This is a genomic window from Heyndrickxia camelliae (genome assembly GCF_002844575.1).
GTDB lineage: Bacteria > Bacillota > Bacilli > Bacillales > Bacillaceae_C > Margalitia > Margalitia camelliae.
This window is the reverse complement of the sequence record NZ_PIQO01000002.1, coordinates 95,470-116,526: the sequence shown is the minus strand read 5'-3', so window position 1 is coordinate 116,526 and position 21,057 is coordinate 95,470. Positions and strand designations below refer to the sequence as shown.

Annotated in this window: 17 protein-coding genes and 1 riboswitch; of the genes, 13 read left to right on the top strand and 4 right to left on the bottom strand. The window is 38.5% G+C overall.

Annotation, left to right across the window (positions count from 1 at the left end; genetic code table 11):
* Window positions 1-46: 46 nt before the first annotated feature.
* The gene (locus CWO92_RS03905) at window positions 47-1,399 is read left to right on the top strand and encodes a murein hydrolase activator EnvC family protein (protein WP_101352892.1); all 1,353 of its coding nucleotides are present in this window, start codon (window positions 47-49) and stop codon (window positions 1,397-1,399) included.
* Window positions 1,400-1,855: 456 nt separating this feature from the next.
* Here the strand turns inward: CWO92_RS03905 and CWO92_RS03900 are convergent, their stop codons facing one another.
* From CWO92_RS03900 to CWO92_RS03885, 4 genes are all read right to left on the bottom strand, one after another.
* Window positions 1,856-2,872, bottom strand: a complete 1,017-nt coding sequence (locus CWO92_RS03900; protein ID WP_101352891.1) for a FecCD family ABC transporter permease — start codon at window positions 2,870-2,872, stop codon at window positions 1,856-1,858.
* Window positions 2,869-3,876 (bottom strand): FecCD family ABC transporter permease, encoded by a 1,008-nt coding sequence (locus CWO92_RS03895; RefSeq protein WP_101352890.1) that lies wholly within the window; start codon window positions 3,874-3,876, stop codon window positions 2,869-2,871. The genes CWO92_RS03900 and CWO92_RS03895 overlap by 4 nt, the downstream gene beginning before the upstream one ends.
* 105 nt (window positions 3,877-3,981) lie before the next feature.
* The gene (locus tag CWO92_RS03890) at window positions 3,982-4,905 is read right to left on the bottom strand and encodes an iron-hydroxamate ABC transporter substrate-binding protein (RefSeq protein ID WP_101352889.1); all 924 of its coding nucleotides are present in this window, start codon (window positions 4,903-4,905) and stop codon (window positions 3,982-3,984) included.
* A complete protein-coding gene (locus CWO92_RS03885) occupies window positions 4,853-5,701 on the bottom strand; it encodes an ABC transporter ATP-binding protein (RefSeq protein WP_101352888.1) in 849 nt (282 codons plus the stop codon). The genes CWO92_RS03890 and CWO92_RS03885 overlap by 53 nt, the downstream gene beginning before the upstream one ends.
* Before the next feature lie 150 nt (window positions 5,702-5,851).
* Here CWO92_RS03885 and CWO92_RS03880 point away from each other — a divergent pair, with 150 nt between their 5' ends.
* The 12 genes from CWO92_RS03880 to CWO92_RS03820 all read left to right on the top strand — a co-directional run bounded on the left by CWO92_RS03880 (window position 5,852) and on the right by CWO92_RS03820 (window position 20,965).
* Entirely contained in the window at window positions 5,852-6,898 is a 1,047-nt protein-coding gene (locus tag CWO92_RS03880) for an NAD(P)/FAD-dependent oxidoreductase (RefSeq protein ID WP_101352887.1), read from the top strand.
* An 874-nt stretch (window positions 6,899-7,772) separates the two neighbouring features.
* Window positions 7,773-9,218 (top strand): cardiolipin synthase, encoded by a 1,446-nt coding sequence (gene cls, locus CWO92_RS03875; RefSeq protein ID WP_101352886.1) that lies wholly within the window; start codon window positions 7,773-7,775, stop codon window positions 9,216-9,218.
* Window positions 9,219-9,487: 269 nt separating this feature from the next.
* Window positions 9,488-10,630: a trans-sulfuration enzyme family protein gene (locus CWO92_RS03870; protein ID WP_101352885.1), complete on the top strand. Its 1,143-nt coding sequence runs from the start codon at window positions 9,488-9,490 to the stop codon at window positions 10,628-10,630.
* A 111-nt stretch (window positions 10,631-10,741) separates the two neighbouring features.
* A riboswitch (SAM riboswitch) is annotated at window positions 10,742-10,854 on the top strand.
* A gap of 122 nt (window positions 10,855-10,976) precedes the next feature.
* A complete protein-coding gene (locus CWO92_RS03865; RefSeq protein ID WP_101352884.1) occupies window positions 10,977-12,278 on the top strand; it encodes an O-acetylhomoserine aminocarboxypropyltransferase/cysteine synthase family protein in 1,302 nt (433 codons plus the stop codon).
* Window positions 12,275-13,330 (top strand): homoserine O-acetyltransferase MetX, encoded by a 1,056-nt coding sequence (metX, locus tag CWO92_RS03860; protein WP_101352883.1) that lies wholly within the window; start codon window positions 12,275-12,277, stop codon window positions 13,328-13,330. The genes CWO92_RS03865 and metX overlap by 4 nt, the downstream gene beginning before the upstream one ends.
* Window positions 13,331-13,386: 56 nt before the next feature.
* Window positions 13,387-14,373 carry a homoserine dehydrogenase gene (locus CWO92_RS03855; protein ID WP_101353112.1) on the top strand — a complete coding sequence of 329 codons (987 nt, stop codon included), beginning with the start codon at window positions 13,387-13,389 and terminating at the stop codon, window positions 14,371-14,373.
* Between the two features lie 24 nt (window positions 14,374-14,397).
* Entirely contained in the window at window positions 14,398-14,583 is a 186-nt protein-coding gene (locus CWO92_RS03850; RefSeq protein WP_101352882.1) for a hypothetical protein, read from the top strand.
* 19 nt (window positions 14,584-14,602) lie between these two features.
* Window positions 14,603-14,980 carry a hypothetical protein gene (locus CWO92_RS03845; protein WP_101352881.1) on the top strand — a complete coding sequence of 126 codons (378 nt, stop codon included), beginning with the start codon at window positions 14,603-14,605 and terminating at the stop codon, window positions 14,978-14,980.
* Window positions 14,981-15,796: 816 nt separating this feature from the next.
* Complete coding sequence (locus CWO92_RS03835) at window positions 15,797-17,248, top strand: S41 family peptidase (protein ID WP_101352879.1); 1,452 nt, start codon at window positions 15,797-15,799, stop codon at window positions 17,246-17,248.
* Between the two features lie 108 nt (window positions 17,249-17,356).
* On the top strand, window positions 17,357-18,553 hold the full coding sequence (locus tag CWO92_RS03830; protein ID WP_101352878.1) for a PDZ domain-containing protein: 1,197 nt from the start codon (window positions 17,357-17,359) through the stop codon (window positions 18,551-18,553).
* 219 nt (window positions 18,554-18,772) lie between these two features.
* The gene (locus CWO92_RS03825) at window positions 18,773-19,213 is read left to right on the top strand and encodes an acyl-CoA thioesterase (RefSeq protein WP_101352877.1); all 441 of its coding nucleotides are present in this window, start codon (window positions 18,773-18,775) and stop codon (window positions 19,211-19,213) included.
* Between the two features lie 93 nt (window positions 19,214-19,306).
* Entirely contained in the window at window positions 19,307-20,965 is a 1,659-nt protein-coding gene (locus CWO92_RS03820; RefSeq protein WP_199256901.1) for a class I adenylate-forming enzyme family protein, read from the top strand.
* Window positions 20,966-21,057 lie beyond the last annotated feature (92 nt).

The following is a 21,057-nucleotide window of genomic DNA, read 5'->3' as shown; positions in this document are numbered from 1 at the left end:
CTGATTATATACATATAGCTTGGAAAGAGTGAGAGGGGTTAAGTCATTGAAAAAACGTTCATTGTTTTCTATTGTGCTAGTATTGCCTTTAGTTTTTACCTATCATTCAAACGCATTTGCTTCTAAGCTTAATGACCTTCAAAATCAAAAAAAGCAAGTAGAAGAGAAGAGTTCTAGCGTTAATTCGAGTATAGATAAAAAAGATGCACAAATATCGGATATCAGCGGAAAACAGGTTGATTTAGCAACACAAATGAGACAAATAGAATCGCAGATTGCCAGTACAGATAAAAAGATTGGCGAAAAGCAAACTCAAATAAATGACACACAAAAGCAAATTACGACTTTACAAAACAGTATCGCGGAATTAACGAAGCGAATCCAAGAACGTGATCAGTTGTTAAAACAACGAGCACGCGCTATGCAGACGAATGGCGGCTCGGTGAACTATCTAGATGTAATTTTAGATGCAGAAAGTATTAGTGATCTCATTGACCGCTTATCAGCAGTTACCACACTTGTAAGCGCAGATAAAGAAATAATGGATCAACAAAAGAAAGATCAAGATGTTCTTGTTCAACAGAAGGCTGAAGTAGAGAAAAAATTAAAAGATCTTCGTGGCATGGTCAATGAACTACAAAGCTTAAAGAGTAACTTAAATCAGCAACAAGCAAAAAAAGCAGAGATTCTTAAACAATTGGGAGAGAAGAAAACACAGCTAGAATCACAAAAAATGTCTCTTCAAGAAGAAAAAGAAAACTTAGCGGCTCAAAAGAGTGCAATTGCGAAAGCGATAAAACTTGAAAAGGATAGAATTGCCCGTGAAGCAGCGGAAAAAGCAGCAGCCGAGAGGGCAGCAAAACAACGTTCTCAAAGCAGCGGAAGCAGTAGTAATTCTAGTAGCAGTGGTAACACTAGTAGCGGTGGTAGTTCCACTAGCTCTGGCGGTGGAGGATCTGCCAGTGGGTCAGCTAGTACTCCATCCGTAACTTCAGGAACTTTTATGCGTCCGGCGGTTGGACGGGTTACCTCTGAATTTGGTAATCGATCCTTTGATGCCGACGGCTTCCATTCCGGTATTGATATAGCCCAAGGCGGATTAGTGCCAATTGTAGCAGCAGGAGACGGTGTTGTATTTCGCTCTTACTTATCAGACAGCTACGGTAACTGTGTGATGATTACTCATGTCGTAAATGGTAATGTATATACAACCGTATATGCACATATGAGAAATCGACTCGTTTCAAATGGGCAATCCGTGCATAAAGGCCAAGTTATTGGCTACATGGGAGAAACCGGCGAAGCTTATGGACAGCATTTACACTTTGAATTCTACGTTGGAGAATGGACAGCATCCCATTCCAACGCAGTCAATCCAAGAAACTATATAAACTTCTAATAAATAGAGAAAACTCCTTGTCAATGGCAAGGGGTTTTTTGTTATGAGTGTTTTACTATTCAGATTATATAGGTTTTTGGGGATGAAGTTCTGTTTCGATTAACATTGTGAAGCATATTAGGAAGAGACTGTAATCCATCTTGACCTGTTCGATAGCCTAGTGGGGTGCAGGATTAGGTCACGCTTATAGTATTTTTCATCATATTACTCTGATATGTAAGTGGTTTAAAATATCGTTATATAAATGACCTTATGTTACTGGATGATACAATGCATGGAAAACATAAACAGGAGGATTCCCTTTTGTTTTCAATCTCTTTATACTTTTCTTAAGTGGTGTAAAATAAGGGGATTTTTTAATAGAAATGACTATAAAAATATGGAGTCCCTCAAATGTACTGACAAAAAACAGAAAAGACACCTTGCTAATCAGACAAATGCAAGGTGTCTTTTCTATTATGATCGGCTTTCTTTTAATAATAAATATAAAAAGTATGGTGCACCGATGATGGCGGTTATGATTCCAGCGGGAATTCCATCAGGATCTACAAGATTTCGGCCAATCGTATCAGAAAGTATTAATAGCCATCCCCCAATCAGAATGACAATGGGCATGTAAAGTTGACTTCTCGGCCCTATCAGCGACTTTGCTAGATGGGGAGCAATCAATCCGATAAAAGCAATTCCCCCCGTAACAGAAACGGCAGAGGCAGCTAATGCGACAGATGCAAGAAGCAAAATAAAACGCTCTCGTTTAATGTTTAAGCCAACACCAATCGCTGATGGTTCTGTCAGATTCAATATATTTAATCGGTTCGATTTATATAATGTAAATGGAATTAAAATAAGAATCCAAGGCAGAATTGCCCAGATAAAGGGCCAGTCGGTACCCCAAATATTCCCGGCTAACCATTTATTAATAAAATCAACCTTATCTCTATCTGCTCCAGAAATTAATACAATCATCACTCCCGAGAGAGCCATGGAAAATCCTACACCGACCAGAACTAACTTAACCGGTTGAAAGCCGACGCTCTTACTATAAGCGAAAATATAAATGAGTAGTGCGGTAATCAGAGCCCCAATAAATGCTGCTACTGGCAGCATAAAAGCAAAAGAGGTAGAAGTAATCGGCAAAAATAAAAAGAATACAGCGACCCCTACACCGGCCCCAGAATTGATTCCAATAATGCCAGGATCCGCTAAATCATTGCGGGTGAGACTTTGTAGAATTGCCCCCGATACAGATAAAGCCATACCTGCTAATAAAGTAATAATGATTCTGGGTAGACGAATAGAAAATAGGATAAAGTTTTCATTAAATGTACCTTGTCCGGAGAGGATAGGGACTAATCGATTAAAGGGAATCGATGCATATCCAAGATTCATTCCAGTAATAATGGTAAGGATAATAAGAACTAGTAATATCGTGATAATAATGCGCTGTTTTTTTAGTATGGACGGGTGTATCATGAGATCGCTTTTCCTCCTTTTTGGACAATAAATAAAAAGAAAGGAAGACCAAAGATTGCTACGATAGCAGCTATTGGAGTTTCATAAGGTGCATTAATGGTACGTGCTAACGTGTCGGCAATAGACATAAAAGCTGCACCGAAAATCGCAGACATCGGTAGAATAAATCGATAATCTGTTCCCACGATTTGTCTAACAATATGGGGAATCATTAACCCTAAGAATGCTAGGTTTCCAACAATCGCAACAGATGCACCTGCAAGTAAAATAATAATAATATAAAGGATGATTTTTATTCTAGTAATCTTTTGTCCCAATCCGATTGCAACTTCTTCATTTAGGCTAAGCACTGTAAGCTGTCTGGAAAATAAAAGCGAAATAATAATTCCTATCATAACAAGTGGAATTATTAGCTTTAGCTGGCTCCAATTAGCACCTAATAAGCCACCAGCAGTCCACATGGAAACATCCTTTGAAATTTTAAAATATAAACCTACACCGTCTGCTATCCCATACAGCAAAGCAGAGATAGCCGCCCCAGCTAAAACTATTCGAAGCGGGGAAAAGCCACCTTTTCTTAATGCCCCAATCCCAAATACCATTAGAACGCCAATCGCAGCTCCTAGAAAACATGCAAACATGATTAAATAGTAATTGGCCGAAGGAATTAGGGCAATCATGATGGCAAGAGCGGCATTAGCTCCAGCTGTTAACCCCAGCAAGCCTGGGTCTGCCAGCGGATTCCTCGTTAAACCTTGCATAATGGCTCCGGAAACGGAAAGAGCTGCTCCAACGAAAATAGCGGCTACTTCCCTTGGAAAGCGGATTTCACGAATCATGGTGATGGTATCTGAAGAAGCATTCGTTGTAATAGCCAGCCACACTTCCTTCACACTAGTATTAGCAGCTCCATAAATCATTGCAACAAGAAAACTCCCCATTAATAAAAGGAAAACAATAATAAATTTTATTATTATAGATTTTGAACTTTTAGCTTTATACATAAGCACCCCAACTTTTTTTATTTAAAAGATGCGAAAAGCAACAATGTACTAAAAATAAGAAAAGAGGGTGACCCAATTACAATCGTGCCACCCTCAACAATCAGATTATTTACCAAGAAATGCGTTTTGGAAGTATTTAAGCTGATAATCAAGTGTTATTGGATCATTGAAATAAAATGCTTTTGCATTCACTTCAAAGACATGTTTATTTTTTACAGCTGGAATATTTTTGTACGTATTTGTTTCTTGGAATGATGTATCACCATCCGAATTCTTACTAAAGATGATATAATCACCTGCGAATTCAGGCAGTACTTCTGGTGAAATAGCATAATAGCCAGGTTTTAAAGCAGTTTCTTCCACTTTTTTCGGCATTTTTAATCCCATTTGTTGATATAAAATTTCGGTTCCGCGTCCCCAATTGTTTCCAAATACATATAGTTGTTTATCGAAGTTTTCAATTACAGAAACGGTTGCGTTTTCTCCGATTTTTTCCTTAATTTGTTTACCAGTCTCATCGGCACGCTTCTTGAAATCATTTACCCAGTCAGTAGCTTCTTTTTCTTTGTTTAAGAGCTTTCCAATTTCAATATGCTGTGTTAAATAGTCTACTTTTCCGTATGTAAATGTTACGGTAGGGGCAATCTTTTTCAATTTATCAAGGTTTTTTGTAGTGGATAATCCAATAATTAAATCTGGTTTTAATGCAATGATCTTTTCTAAATTATCCTCTGAAACCTCTTCTACCCCTTTTAATTTATCCTTAAAGTTTGGATTCATCTTGGACCAGGAATCGACTCCAACAAGATTAACTCCTAGAGACATTACATTACCCGCATAGCTTGCTAGAACCACAACTCTTTTAGGATGGGCAGGCACCTGAACTGGACCATTCTCAGATTGATAGGTAATGGTGTCATTCTTTTGGTCCTTTTTGGAACCGCCTGATGTATTTTCATTGCCGCTGGTACAAGCACTAAGCATTAGCACTACCACTATAACTAAAAACGGGATGATTCTCTTTTTCATTCTCATATTCTCCTTTTATTAAGTTATAAGTAATACAAATAGGTTTATTTGTTCTTGGATCTCTGCCAATATCTGCATCAATATGAAAAACTTCTTTTAGCACTTGATGAGTGATTACCTCTTCACAATCGCCAGATTTAACAATTTGGCCGTCTTTTAGAGCGATGATGTTATCAGAGAAACGGGAGGCTTGATTGATATCATGTAATACCATCACAATAGTTCTTTCTTGCTCTTCATTAAGCTTCTGCAATAATTCCAGCACTTCCAATTGATGAGCCATATCTAAATAAGTAGTCGGTTCATCAAGAAAGATCATTTCTGTTTCTTGTGCTAATGCCATTGCTATCCAAACCCGTTGACGTTGTCCACCAGACAAGGAATCAACAGGCAGATATTTATAATCAATCGTTCCTGTTACTTCGAGAGCCCAGTTAATGACTTCCAAATCCTTTTTGGAAAGCCGCCCAAACCCTTTTTGATATGGAAAGCGCCCAAATGAGACCAATTCTCCAACCGTCAGCCCCGCTGCACTTTCTGGTGTTTGCGGAAGAATTGCCAACTTTTTGGCTAAATCTTTCGTATCTTCTTTTGTAATACTTCTGCCATCAAGAATAATGGAACCTGATTGGTGAGGGATAATCCGTGTCATTGCCTTTAATAATGTTGATTTCCCACATCCATTAGAACCTATAATAGTGGTAATTCGTTTTTCAGGGATTTCAATAGACAAATCCTTAACAATTAACCGTTCACCATAGCCGATATGTAAATGATCCGTGTAGAGCAGAACCATAAGGTAGCCTCCGATAAAAATAAATTGTTGATATTGATAATCGTTATCAGTTACAATGTAACTATAAAGTGATTCATATTATTTGTCAACCAACATTTTTCTATAATAGAAAGACATAAATTTGCTTTTTACAGATAAGGAGAGAGCAACTTGAGTATATTAGAATGCTTTGATGTAACGATTTTAGGCGGTGGGCCAGCTGGACTGTATTCTGCTTTTTACAGTGGATTACGAGGAATGAAAACAAAGATTGTCGAATATCAATCACAACTCGGAGGGAAAATACATATTTATCCGGAGAAAATGATTTGGGATGTAGGCGGTCTCGCACCTCTACCTGGAGCGAAATTAATTAATCAGCTTGTGGAGCAAGGTCTAACTTTTAATCCTGAGGTAGTTTTAAATGAAAAAATTGTTTCCATATCAAAAAATGAAGAAGGATTATTTATTTTAAAGGCTGAATCGGGACGTGAGCATTTATCGAAAACGGTGATTGTGGCTATTGGTAGCGGGATTATCAAGCATCAAAAACTTAATATTGAAGGGGCAGAACGCTTCGAGGTTTCGAATTTGCATTACACCGTAAAATCTTTGAAGTATTTTAAAGATAAAATTGTATTAATTTCTGGAGGCGGAAATTCTGCCATAGATTGGGCGAATGAACTAGAGCCAATTGCAAAAAAGGTATATGTAACCCATCGAAAAGCATGTTTAACAGGACATGAAGCCCAAATAAATCAATTGCAATGCAGTTCGGCAGAGTGCTTAGCGAAAACCCGAATTGCTAAATTAATTGCCGGAAGCGAAGATCGAATTGAACGCGTTCAACTGGAACATTGCTTCACTGGGAAAGTAACAGAAATTGAAGTCGATGAGGTTGTAGTGAATCATGGATTTGACATTGATTCTGCTCTACTAAATGAAAGTGAGCTTAATATAAAACTAGCGGAGCAATTTTACATCGACGGAACGCCCATGAGTGAATCATCCGTACCGGGTCTATTTGCAGCCGGAGATATTTTAAAACATGAAGGAAAATTGAACTTAATTGCCGGAGCCTTTCAAGATGCAGCCAATGCTGTTAATAAGGCAAAACAATACATCGATCCGGAGGCAGATTCTTTTGCAATGGTCTCTTCTCACAATGAAGTATTCTATAAGAAGAATCGAAAGCTTGTTCAAGAAATGGTTAAATAAAATGGGGTAGCTACCAATTCCCATTTTCTTTTTAAATCAAACGATGAATAGAAGAATTCAAAAATCAAGCTGTATGAACAGTAAGGTTTCTTGAATTCTTTTTCATTTCCCCATTTTTCTTTTAAGATACTTAGGACACCGTTTTGATTGTGGAAAATGATCCCAATAATTTAATTCTGGTAAGTGTTCATATTCGTCTATGTGAGGCACCATCACATCCACAACGGTCAATTCCCATTTTCCACGGTTAAACCTTTCGATGGAAATGGGAACCTTATGAAAAGAACTCCTTTAATGCCGCATAACAAATAAAAGAATTAGTCCGATAGTATCAATGGACGATAAGTGACAAAAATTATGATTATCTATTTCTTGCGTAACACGGAAATAGACGGAGTCTCTTTTAAATAATGTTTGGGTTAATTTATTAACGAATGCTAAAAAATATAATAAGTCAAAAGAAGTATGGATATTTCGATTGAAACCATAAATGATTTTTGTGCCCGTTAAGTTACGGGAATTAGATTGGCAAAAGAGGTTTTTTGATTTGCTTTTTATAAAGCGGAAATTTTTTGAATATCGGTCAGTAGAAGGGGCAGGTCTTGGACTTGCAATTGTGTAGCAATTATTTATTTACATCACACCCACATGGGATACTACTCTTCGTATTTATTTTCCTATTTAGAACAATTTATGTTTAAAGGCTATAAAATAAGATAGTTGGACATATACTATTATGCTTAAACATGTTAAGGACCTAAAGAATTATTGCTGTTTATGGCATGGCCTTTTCAGATGGAAGTTTTAGAGGCATTTATGTTATGATACTGTTTGAGCCAGATAGTTAAGCGGGACTGGATTAAAGGAGAACAGAATGACAATTACAACGGTCTTATTTGCCTTTTTTTTCTTATTAAATTTTGTGTTAGCAGGGGTTGTTATCTTTCTAGAAAGGCGTCATGTAGGAGCAACCTGGGCATGGATGCTTGTCCTGTTATTTTTACCGATTGTAGGCTTTATAATATACTTAATATTGGGACAAAACCTAAGCAGAAGAAGAATCTTTTATTGGAAAGATCAAGAGAAAATTGGGATAAAAGAGATTACTAAGAATCAAATTGATTTATTGCGCCACAATTCATTTCCGTTTCATGATGAAAGGACGGTCCAATATAAGGACTTAGTTTACATGCTTCTAGTGAATGATGGAGCAATTATGTCCCATGATAATGATGTGGAAATCTTCATCGACGGTAAGGATAAATTCCATTCTTTATTTAAGGATATTGAGAAAGCAAAGGACCATATCCACCTTCTTTATTATATTATTCGCAATGATAATTTAGGAAAACAGCTTATTGAATTATTAACTTTAAAGGCAAAAGAAGGAGTAAAGGTCCGCGTTGTTTATGATGACATGGGGTCCCGCAAATTGCCAAGGAAATTTTTTAGGGAATTTATAGAAGCTGGGGGAGAGGTAGCATCCTTTTTTGCAGCCAAAATTCCCCATGTCAATTTACGCGTCAATTTTCGAAATCACCGAAAACTTGCTATCATTGATGGAGAGATAGGTTATATCGGTGGTTTTAATATTGGAGATGAGTATTTAGGGTTAAATGAGAAATTTGGCTATTGGAGAGATACTCATTTAAAAATTGTCGGTAAAGCAGTGTATGCCATGCAAACTAGATTTATTCTTGATTGGAATCAGGCAGCCTCAAAAGAAATCCGCTATGAAACACGATATTTTCCCGATATTGTATCAACAGGGGATACAGATGTACAAATCGTATCGAGCGGTCCAGATTCGGAATGGGAGCAGATTAAAAACGGTTATATTAAAATGATCAATTCTGCCAAAAAATATATTTATATGCAGACGCCCTATTTTATACCGGATGATAGTTTGCTTAATGCCTTGAAAATTGCGGCCTTGTCTGGAGTCGATGTACGCTTGATGATTCCAAATAAGCCGGATCATATGTTCGTTTACTGGGCAACCTATTCGAATGTTGGCGAACTTTTAAAAACAAACGCGAAGGTCTATATTTACGAAAATGGCTTTATTCATGCGAAAATGCTTGTGGTGGACGGTAAAATTGCAACGGTCGGAACCGCAAATATTGATAACCGCAGTTTCCGCTTGAATTTCGAGGTAAATGCCTTTTTATATAGCCAGTATCTCGCAAAAAAACTCGAAAACATTTATAAAGATGATATGCAAAAATCACGAGAATTAACCATCGAGGATTACCGAAATCGCCCGATGTATATACGTTTTAAAGAATCCGTCTCTCGCTTACTATCTCCTATTTTATAGTGGCTTGGGGGACAGGTCCCTCGTCCCACTTTTTGGGATAATGGACCTGTCCCTTTTTTCATTCTCCCCTTTGGTCATGGGAACCGGAAGTAACCTTTGTAATCCGCCATGAATTCCACATCGGGACGAGGAACCTGTCCCTAAATCCCACATCCGACAGAGTAGGTGGGACGAGGAACCTGTCCCTAAATCCCACAAAATTGTTTTGACATCAAGGTAAACCAAGCGTACAATCTGTTTAATTAAATATAATATGCGGGGTGTGGAATTTGGGTGTTTCATTCGATACGAAAGTGGTACATAACTCATTAAAGAACACGAACGTTATTCACAGTAAAACGACGCCAATCTATCAAACAACAGCTTTTACCTTTTCTTCTTTGGAAGAGTTGGAAGGGTTCTATCAAGGGGAATCCCCGTATTTATATAGTAGAACGGGCAATCCGAACACAGATGAACTGGGACAGGCAGTTGCAGCATTGGAAGGTGCACCCACTGGCGTAGCTACCTCTTCAGGGTTGTCTGCTATTTTAGCTGGGATTCTTTCTGTTGCAAAAGCGGGAGACCATGTCGTTGCAGCGGAGGACCTTTATGGCGGAACCTATCATCTATTAAAAGAAGAGCTAAAACAATTTGGAATTGAAACGACCTTTATATCATTTGAGAACAGTGATCAAATCAAAAACTCCATTCAAAAAAATACGACTCTTCTTTATACTGAAACCGTAACTAACCCATTTTTGCGTGTGGAGGATATCGGAAAACTCGTCGAGATTGCAAGAGAAGAGTCCATTATCACAATGGTGGATAATACCTTTGCAAGCCCCTATTTGAAACAGCCGTTTCTGGAAGGGGTAGATCTTGTTGTTCACAGTGCGACAAAATATTTAGGTGGCCATAGTGATGTTACTGCAGGGGTTTTAGTGGGACATGCTAACCTTGTGGAGAGAGCACGTGAAAAAGTAGTGAACCTTGGCGCAAATTTAAGTCCATTTGAGGCGTGGCTCACATGCCGAGGCATCAAAACATTGGCATTGCGAATGGAACGCCAGGCATCCAATGCCAAGGAATTGGCACAGGCATTAATGGCAAATGTATCGGTAAAAAGAGTTTACTATCCGAAATATGTTTCGGAAAAAGGAAACGGTGCAATTGTAACAATAGAATTGAGTGATAAATGCAATATCAGCCAGTTCTTTGCCTCTCTTGGCTGGGTAAAAATTGTTCCAACATTAGCGGGTGTTGAAACTACTGTTTCGTATCCACTTGGCACATCGCACAGGGCTTTACCACAGGAACTCCAAGAGAAAATAGGCATTAATAAACAGGTGGTTCGCATCTCATTAGGAATTGAGAGTGCAAACGATATTATTAAACAATTCGAGGATGCCATACAATCATCCCTAAAATGATTGTATTCAAAACATACAAAAATTTTCAAAAAAACTATTGACTTATGATTTACCACTCTACTATAATGCACATTAAAAGTAATTTTAAATTTTATGAAAATTAAATGAATACTCTTATCGAGAGTGGCGGAGGGAATAGGCCCTATGATGCCCGGCAACCATCAAACTCTTATGTTTGATAAGGTGCTAATTCCTACAGATCCTTGAGGTCTGAAAGATAAGGGGAGGAACCTGCATAACAAGCCCTCTTCTTATAAGAGGGTTTTTTAATTCCTCTTTGGAACCCTCACCCCTGTCTTAAAAATTTCTCGAAGACAAATTAATCCCAAAATGGAGGAATGGAAAAATGACAGAACAAAAACAATTACGCCCAGAAACATTATTGCTACATGGGGGACAACAAGCAGATCCAGTAACCGGTTCACGTGCAGTACCACTTTATAAAACTACCTCATATGTTTTCAAAGATACGGATTATGCACAAGGATTGTTTGCTTTAGAACAAGAAGGCTATATTTATACACGAATTGGGAATCCAACTGTTGATGTATTTGAAAAGCGAGTTGCACTTTTAGAAGGTGGAACTGCTGCAGTAGCTCTATCATCTGGAGCCGCGGCAATCGCCTTCTCCATTTTAAACCTTGCTGGGGCAGGAGATGAAATTGTTGCAGCAGGAAACCTATATGGAGGAACTTATAATCTATTTGCAGTAACCCTTCCAAAGTATGGCATAAATGTGAAATTTGTCGATGCAGATGACCCAGAGAACTTCCAAAAAGCAATCACTTCAAAAACCAAGGCATTATACGCGGAGATAATCGGAAATCCGAGCTTACATGTATTAGATGTGGAAGCTGTAGCAAAAGTTGCACATGATAATGGCATTCCATTAATTGTGGATAATACTTTTGGCACCCCATACTTAACCAATCCAATAGAGTGGGGAGCAGATGTTGTTGTACACTCTGCAACAAAATGGATTGGCGGACATGGAACAGCTATTGGCGGAGTAGTAGTCGATGGCGGAAATTTTGATTGGAACAGCGACAAATTCCCTGGCTTTAAAGAACCAGACCCAAGCTACCATGGTTTGCGCTATGGGGTAGACGTTCCTCAAGCGGCTTTTGCTACCAAGCTTCGTGTTCAACTGCTTCGGGATTTTGGGCCGGCATTGAGTCCGGATAGTGCTTTCTTATTTTTACAAGGGCTTGAGACCTTACATTTGCGGGTTCCAAAACATAATGAAAATGCATTGAAGGTTGCCCAATTTTTACAAAGCCACCCGGCTGTAGAATGGGTGAGTTATACAGGATTGGAAAGTCATCCTTCCCATGAATTAGCCAAAAAGTATTTTAGGGATGGATTTGGCTCCATCGTGAATTTTGGAATAAAAGGCGGAAGAGAAGCGGGACGAAAAGTAATCGACAATATTCAACTTTGGTCCCATGTTGCCAATGTTGGAGATGCGAAATCATTAATTATTCATCCAGCTTCAACTACTCACCAACAATTAAGTGCGGAAGATCTAAAACAAACCGGAGTTACAGAAGAACTTATTCGTTTATCTGTTGGATTAGAGGCAGCAGAAGATATTATTGCAGACTTAGAACAAGCTATTTTAAAAGCAACAGCTGTTTCGGTATCATGACAAACATTCAAACCGTTAGAATCGGCAGCATGAAACTGGAAAATGGTGAGTTCTTAAATATTGAACTTGCCTATGAAAGATGTGGTCCTGAGGATGCACCGGTCATCCTCGTGTGCCATGCCTTGACAGGAAACCAGTTTACAATCGGAACGGAAAGAGAGCCTGGCTGGTGGAGTGGGCTTATTGGTTACCGTAAGTACATTGATATTAATCAATGGCAAGTCATTACCTTTAATGTGCTGGGAGGTTGTGATGGATCGACAGGACCTTTATCCATTCAACCTGATTCACAAGAACCGTATCGTTCAGAATTTCCTTCTATTACAATCCGGGATATGGTTCATGCTGAACGGCTTGCACTCAATCAGCTAGGCATCCAAAAATTAAAAGCGGTGATTGGCGGATCTTTAGGAGGTATGCAAGTACTGGAGTGGGGAGTAATGTATCCAGATGACGTGGAGCAGCTTTTCGTACTTGCATCCACACCTTTCTTAAGTGATTACGGAATTGCTTTTAACCGAATTGGTATTGCTGCTATTGAAGGCGACCCAAATTTTAAAAACGGTTATTACCAATTTTCCCATGAGGTAAAAGGCTTTGAGGTTGCCAGAATGGTCGGAATGGTAACGTACCGTAGTCCAAAGTTATTTTCTCAACGTTTTAACAGGAAGAGTCAATCGGACAATTTCTATAGTGTGGAATCTTATTTACACTATCAAGGTGAAAAACTAGCTAAACGGTTTGATGTGAATAGCTATCTTGTTTTATTAAAAGCCATGAATTCTCATGATATTGGGCGAGGAAGAGGCGGTATAACAAAAGCTGCATCAACCATTAAGGCTCATGTAACGGGGATCGGTTTTGAACATGATCTAATCTATCCATGTGAAGATATCGAGGCATTTATCGAAGCAGTGGAAAAAGGCGATTTTTATAAGGTCCCAACTGATTTTGGCCATGATGGCTTTTTAGTAGAATTCGAGAAATGGGGATACTTGATCCAGCATGCTTTAGAAAAAAACTTAATCGGTGTAAGTAGTACAAAAAAATGATAGAGTGGGAGCACCTATCCAATGTGCTAGTTATTCCAAAAAGGAAAGGTGATGTAATGGCAAAAATTAAGGCAGCCCTCTTAGGATATGGTACTGTTGGTCAAGGTGTGTATACAGCGTTAAAAACCCATCGTCAGCGGCTAAAAGGTCTTTTAGGAGAAGAAGTGGAAATTGTAGGAGTCTTGATTAAGGATCCACATAAAAGACGGGATATCGATTCTAATATATTCATTACAACAGAATTTAAGGATATTTTAAAGATTCCCGGATTGCAAGTTATCTTTGAAGCTATTGTTGGGGAAGAACCGGGGTATACGTATTTAAGACGGGCAATCGAAAAAGGAATCCAAGTGATTACGGCTAATAAAGTAATGTTTGCCCGCTACGGGAAAGAACTTCTTCAGAAAGGAAAGGAATACGATGTAAGTGTCAGGTATGAAGCAACGACTGCCGGCGGAGTGCCAATTATTAGAACACTAAAGCAAATACTTCAGGTGAATAAAATTGAAAGAATTCAAGGTATTTTGAATGGTACTTCAAATTTTATTTTAACTGAAATGCGTAATAATGAAATATCTTTTGACGAGGCGTTAAAATTAGCACAACGAAATGGCTATGCAGAGGAGAATCCGACAAGTGATATAAGCGGCAAGGATGCATTCTGCAAAACGATGATTTTAAGTGAGCTAGCTTTTGGGAAACAGCCAATTTGGTCGGAAGTTGAATTACAGGGGATTACCGCAATTACATCGGAGCAAGTAAAACAGGCCTCCCAACGGAACTTGAAGTATAAGCATATAGCAGATATTTATCAGGAAAACGGCGACCTCAAAGCCTCCGTTAAGCCGATATTAATAGAAGAAAGCCATCCACTTTATTCTGTTGATGGAGTCGACAATGCGATTACGGTGGAAGCTAGTTTATTAGGAAGATTTACCTTGATTGGACCAGGCGCCGGTAAACTGCCAACCGCGAGCGCAATGGTGGAGGATCTAGCGGATATCTATACTGTAAAAAATCGTCAGTTGCAGCTAAGTATCTAGAGATATGCTTCTATTGGAGGGCGTGTGGAATTACACACGTTCTTTTTCTATTTTTATGGCGAAATCGAATTTGTAGAGTTTAGGTTAAAAGAACAAGTTAGAGCGAAAAGAGAAGGCGGGCGGGTGTCCTTTAGAAAGGTTTCAAAAGGACAAGTTAAAGCGAAGAGAGAAGGCGGGTGTCCTTTAGAAAGGTTCAAAAGGACAAGTTAAAGCGAAAAGAGAAGGGTGGGTGTCCTTTAGAAAGGAACAAAAGGACAAGTTAGAGCAAAAAGAGAAGGCAGGTGTTCCTTTAGAAAGGAACAAAAGGACAAGGTGGAGCAAAAAGAGAAGGGAAATGTCCATTAGAAAGGTTCAAAAGGACAAGTTAAAGCGAAAGAGAAGGCAAATGTCCTTTAGAAGGGTTCAAAAGGACAAGTCAGAGCAAAAAGAGAAGGGAAATGTCCATTATAAGGTTTCAAAAGGACAAGTCAGAGCAAAAAGAGAAGGCAAATGGTCTTTAGAAGGGAACAAAAGGACAAGTCAGAGCGAAAAGAGAAGGCGGGTGTCCTTTAGAAAGGTTTCAAAAAGACAAGTTAAAGCGAAAAAAGAAGGGAAATGTCCATTATAAGGTTTCAAAAGGACAAGTCAGAGCAAAAAGAGAAGGGAAATGTCCATTACAAGGTTTCAAAAGGACAAGTCAGAGCGAAAAGAGAAGGCAGGTGTCCATTAGAAAGGTTCAAAAGGACAAGTTAAAGCGAAAAGAGAAGGGAAATGTCCTTTATAAGGTTTCAAAAGGACAAGGTAGAGCAAAAAGAGAAGGCAAATGGTCTTTAGAAGGGAACAAAAGGGCAAGTCAGAGCAAATAGAGAAGGGCAATGTCCTTTATAAGGATTCAAAAGGACAAGTCAGAGCAAAAAGAGAAGGCGTGTGTCCATTAGAAAGGAACAAAAGGACAAGGTGGAGCAAAAAGAGAAGGGAAATGTCCTTTATAAGGTTTCAAAAGGACAAGGCAAGTGTCCATTAGAAAGGTTCCAAAGGACAAGGTGGAGCAAAAAGAGAAGGGCAATGTCCTTTATAAGGTTTCAAAAGGACAAGGCAAGTGTCCATTAGAAAGGTTCCAAAGGACAAAACAAGGCAAAAAGAGAAAGCCAGTGTCCATTTAAATGAGGGAAAACGAAAAAAGTAGAAAAAGAAAATTCAAAATACACTTTGTATAGATAATAAGCCTATTCTTCCCTAGACTATAAAAAAACGAAAATAATAATGACAATCCGAATCACCTCAAAATAGCCCGCTCCCATTTACCAAAACTCAAAACTTCGTTATCATAACCTGTCCCACCCAATCATATATTGAAGAATAGGTTTGTGAAATTTAGTCAAGCACTTCTCCCGCTAAATCTCACTCGAAAAAGCTATATTTATCCGTGATGAGGGGGACTTCGATGAAACGTAGATGGTTAGCAGTTGTTATTTCAGGGTCATTACTTACTGGTGCAGGCGGCACATATACAGGGATGAAATGGTATTATCATGACCTCCAGCAAAAAATCGAAGAGAATACAGCACAAATTCCTTTAAAAGGGCAGCAGGTTCTCCCTGATTTATCTAAGATTGCTCAAGCGTATGATCTTATTATGAAATCCTATGTGAAAAAAGTGGATGAGAAGCAACTAGTTGAAGGGGCAATTCAAGGCATGGTAGGTACCTTAAATGATCCTTTTTCTGTTTATATGGATGCAAAAACAGCAACACAGTTTAACAATTCTTTGGACTCCTCCTTTGAGGGAATTGGGGCAGAAGTAGCACAAAAGGATGGAAAGATTGTTATTGTGGCCCCTTATAAAGATTCACCAGCTGAAAAGGCGGGACTTCGTCCTAAAGATGTCATTGTAAAAATTGATGGTGTGAGCACTCATGGCTTGGATCTTACAGAAGCAACGACGAAAATCCGCGGTAAAAAAGGAACGTCGGTCACATTGGAGATTCAAAGAGAAGGCGCAAGCAATCCCTTAACATTTGTAGTGAAACGGGAAAGCATCCCACTTGAAACCGTATTTTCGGCAATCAAAAAACAAGGTGAGAAATCAATCGGATATTTGGAAATTACTCAATTTTCCAAGGATACCGCTGTCGATTTTAATCAAAAACTTCAAAAACTAGAATCACAGAATATAAGTGGACTTATCATTGATGTAAGAGGAAATCCGGGCGGCTATTTATCTAGCGTGGAAGATATGTTGAAAGGTCTCGTTCCAAATGATAAACCTTATTTTCAAATTGAACAACGCAATGGCGATAAGCTTCCTTATTATTCAAAGCTGAAGCAGAAGAAGTCATATCCAATTGCTGTACTGGTTGATGAAGGAAGTGCGTCCGCAGCGGAGATACTAGCAAGCTCCTTACAGGAAGCGGACGGATATACATTAATAGGTGAAAAAACATTTGGGAAGGGAACGGTCCAAACAGCCATGCCATTAGGGGATGGAAGTTCCATTAAATTGACTATGTATAAATGGCTTACACCAGATGGAAATTGGATTCATCAAAAAGGTATCAAACCTAACATTGAGGTCAAACAACCAGAGTATTTTTATGTAAATCCATTAAAGGTAGATGATTCTTTAAAGATAGATGCTAATAATGAGCAAGTTAAACTTGCCCAGCAAATCCTTTCTGGTTTAGGCTATGGGCCAGGACGTGAAGATGGCTATTTTGATAATCAAACAGAACAGGCGGTAAAAGCATTTCAAAATCAAGAAAAGCTTCCTATAACGGGTGAAATTGATACCAAAACAGCCGAACAACTCGATACGGCATTAGAACAGGCAAGAAAAGAGGAGAAAAACGATCTTCAATTGCAAGTAGCGTTAAAATATATTAGTAATCAAAACTAGGAAACAAGCTTAGCTTGTTTCTTTTATTTTATAAAAGGTAATAGGTTTTAATCCTTCCATCTGCTAAAATAAAAATATTAGACTAATGAAAAAGGATGGTGATTAACATTGGCACAGGAATGGGGGATTGAGTTACTTAAAAGCATCGGAAAGTTTTTTATTCATCCGAGTTTATATTTTGCAATCGTTGCTGCCGTTTTTATGGGGTTTTTGCGTGTGAAAAGAGAGCGTTCAGATTTCCATATTAGTGTATACCCTCCATTACAAGAGCTGCGATATTTACTTTCTGCTGGATGGGTAGCAGGGCTTATTTTGTCTATCATTTCTGTGGCAAATGGCTTCACAATTAGTTTTGGTATATTAGTAACCCTATTTTTCTCGACAACTATCTTTATCTTGATTGGCGGTTTCCGCCTACTATCTTCAGCTTTTACAATGGGGCTAGTATTTGTAGTGATATATTTGTCCAAGCAATTTCATTTTCAAATTCCATGGATTGGGCAATATATTGAAAAAACGACGGATGCTAGTTTAGTAGGATTGGCTATTTTGGTCGGCCTCCTTTTAATCGCAGAAGGAATTCTCATGGTTCGGAATGGAGGAAAGGAGAGTTCTCCAAAATATCGAAGAAGTCGCCGTGGTTTAACGATAGGTGCTTTTCACGCCAAGAGAATGTGGCTAATCCCAATGTTTTGCTTTTTGCCCACTGGGCCATTAACTGCACCATTTAGCTGGTGGCCCACCTTCGACTGGGGTACACACTCGTATTCTCTTATTCTGGTACCGTTCATAATTGGTTTCCAGCAGCAAATTCAGAGCGGTTTGCCAGAAGTGGCAGTGAAACAGCTTGGCAAACAAATTATTGTAGCTGGAATAATAACAGCTGCCATTGCGGCAGGAGGCTTATGGATATCCGTTCTATCTATCGTTTCAATTATAGTTGCAATCGTAGCAAGAGCATGGATTTCTTACCAACATCGTGTCCGCGAAGGAGCAAATCCATACTATTTTACCCCAAGAGATTATGGCCTCATTATTTTGGCAGTGATTCCAGGTTCACCGGCTGAAAAACTGTCCTTAAAAACAGGGGAAGTCATTCATAAATGCAATGGGCATGTAGTTAAAAATACAGATGAATTTTATCAAGCACTTCAAAAAAATCGTGCTTATTGCAAGCTTGAAGTATTGGATACAAACGACCAAGTACGTTTTGCACAAGGTGCTATATTTGAAGGGGATCATTATGAGCTTGGAATCATTACAGTAGAGGAAAAGAAAAAATGGGATTCAGGCGAAGCATCTTAAAAGGCTAATTTCAAATAATATTTACTTTAAAGCAGGACTCTCTTAGCTCCTGCTTTTTTTCATTTAGTAAGGAGATTTAATTATATTAAAATAATAAAAATTCGCTATAAGACAAAAAAATGTAACATTTATAAGTTTGGTGCTAAAATAATCTTGACACGGATATTATATTTATATTAGCTATCTTTCTAATACTATGAATGAAAGGAGGAGCTGAACATGACAACTACTTATCCAAGCAAAGAAATGGAAATGAATATCACATGGGGAGATTGTGATGCAGCAGGAATTTCTTATTATGCTAGAACGTTTGACTGGTTTACAAATGGTCGTATGTATTTTTGGGAGAAAAGCGATGTTCCGTATATGAAAACTTTTCATCAACTGGGCATTGCCATTGTCTGTTTGAAGGCAGACTGCGAATATAAGAAAATGCTACGCCCAGAGGACAAGGTTATTGTTCGGACCAGTTTGACAGAGTTCACTAGATCAAGAATGGCATTTAGTTATCAAATTATCAAAGAGGATGGACAAGTTGCTTGTGAAGGGTTCACTACTCATACTTATGTGGACAATGATGGGAATCCTTTTAATCTAAAAAAGCGATTTCCTGAGCTTTGGGAAAAATTAACGAATATATGGCCAGAATTTAATCAGTAAATTTCTTCATACATTGGATTTTATAAGTTGAAATTTGGCGATAATTGACATGAATGATTGTCAATTTTTTTAATGATAGAAAGGATGAATGATGTGAATCAATTTACATATGATGTTCGTATGTTTCAGGACACATTTGAGCATGAATTTACCTATATTAATGGTTTCATGCGCAATGTCCATCGGTTTGCCAACCGTCCTGCATTAACTTGCACACTGCGCAATCGGACATGGACATATGAGGAATTAAATCGTGAAGTAAATAAATTAGCTAACGCACTTCGGAAAGATGGGGTTGGCAAGAATGAAGTAGTCATGTATCAGCTATTGAATTCAGCGGAGTTTGTCTTTACTTATTTAGCACCACAGAAAATAGGTGCGATTAATAGCCCAATTAATTTCCGACTTTCACCTGGAGAAACAGCTTATATTCTTGATGACAGTAAACCTGCTGTCTTTATTTATGATGAAGAAATTAAAGATACCGCAATCAAAGCTTTAGAAATGGCAAAGCATAAACCTGTACGGGTAGTGATGGTAGATGTGACAGGAGAAAAGACAGCACCAGACGGTCATATTACTTATTCTGAATATGTAATGGATCATTCTGAGGATGAACCGGAAAGGGTTACTCGTCATATTTATGATGAAAATACGCGTCTATATACATCCGGAACAACAGGTATGCCAAAAGGTGTTCCTTTGAATAACATCAATGATATTCTCTCTGCGCATGATGTGGCAATGCACTTTCCTCTTAATCCTACAGATAAAACGATGAATATGAGTCCTTGGTTTCATCGCGGAGGCATACATTCCGGCGGTCCAAACCCAACTCTATATGTTGGAGGCGAGGTTGTTATTCTTCGTTATTTCCATCCGAAGACATGCTTAAAATATGCAGAAGAGTATAATTTAACCTTCCTTATTGGTGCTCCTCCAATGTTAAAAATGCTTTATAATCAGCAAAAGAAGCATCCTGTTGATTTATCGAAATTAAAGGGAATTGTAACGATGGGGGCTCCGCTCGGCAAAGAAGATTGTATAAAATATCAGGAAACATTAACGCCAAATATATTTAATGGATATGGTACGACGGAAACCTTCTGGAATACCTTCCTTCGCCCATATGATCTTCCTGAAATGTCAGGTTCTGCTGGACGAGCTTGTACAGATGATGATGTAGCGGTTGTCAAAACGTATCCAGATCGCAAGGGTGAGGCTGACGATCATGTTGCTAAGGACAATGCAGAAGTTGGCGAAGTGATTATAAGAGCGCCAGGAAAAACAGCTTATGCATACGTCAATAATGAAAAAGAAAGCGAAAAAGTTTTCTACAAAGGCTGGCTCTATACTGGAGATATGGCAACTTGGGATGAAAATGAATTTGTCACGATTGTTGGTCGTAAAAATGATATGATCGTTGCATCAGGTGAAAATATTCACCCGGTACAGGTGGAAGAAATTTTAAGTGAAAATCCAAAGGTTCAAGAGGCTGTAGTCGTTGGAGTTCCTGATGAGTTGCGTGGGGAATCCGTTGTGGCGTATGTTATAAAGGCGGATCCATCTTTAACAGCAGATGAATTGAATAAGTACTGTGCAGAACATCCAATGCTCGCAGACTATAAGAGACCGCGTTTTTATCGATTTATTGATGAATTGCCATATACAGCAACAGGGAAGAAAAAACATTACGAAGTACGGGCAATGGCAATAGAAGATCAAAAACAAGGTAATTTAGAAAGAGCGTAGATTATAAAGGACCAAACCGTAAGTAATTACGATTTGGTCCTTTGTGTTATTCTGGCGGATTCTAGTTCCGTTATCTGTGATAAAATAGGGTA

What these genes read in the sequence shown, in the direction of transcription:
- CWO92_RS03900 (WP_101352891.1), bottom strand. Translation starts at nt 2,872, where the DNA reads ATGATACACCCGTCCATACTAAAAAAACAGCGCATTATTATCACGATA.
- CWO92_RS03895 (WP_101352890.1), bottom strand. Translation starts at nt 3,876, where the DNA reads ATGTATAAAGCTAAAAGTTCAAAATCTATAATAATAAAATTTATTATT.
- CWO92_RS03890 (WP_101352889.1), bottom strand. Translation starts at nt 4,905, where the DNA reads ATGAAAAAGAGAATCATCCCGTTTTTAGTTATAGTGGTAGTGCTAATG.
- CWO92_RS03885 (WP_101352888.1), bottom strand. Translation starts at nt 5,701, where the DNA reads ATGGTTCTGCTCTACACGGATCATTTACATATCGGCTATGGTGAACGG.
- cls (WP_101352886.1), top strand. Translation starts at nt 7,773, where the DNA reads ATGACAATTACAACGGTCTTATTTGCCTTTTTTTTCTTATTAAATTTT.
- CWO92_RS03865 (WP_101352884.1), top strand. Translation starts at nt 10,977, where the DNA reads ATGACAGAACAAAAACAATTACGCCCAGAAACATTATTGCTACATGGG.
- metX (WP_101352883.1), top strand. Translation starts at nt 12,275, where the DNA reads ATGACAAACATTCAAACCGTTAGAATCGGCAGCATGAAACTGGAAAAT.
- CWO92_RS03855 (WP_101353112.1), top strand. Translation starts at nt 13,387, where the DNA reads ATGGCAAAAATTAAGGCAGCCCTCTTAGGATATGGTACTGTTGGTCAA.
- CWO92_RS03835 (WP_101352879.1), top strand. Translation starts at nt 15,797, where the DNA reads ATGAAACGTAGATGGTTAGCAGTTGTTATTTCAGGGTCATTACTTACT.
- CWO92_RS03825 (WP_101352877.1), top strand. Translation starts at nt 18,773, where the DNA reads ATGACAACTACTTATCCAAGCAAAGAAATGGAAATGAATATCACATGG.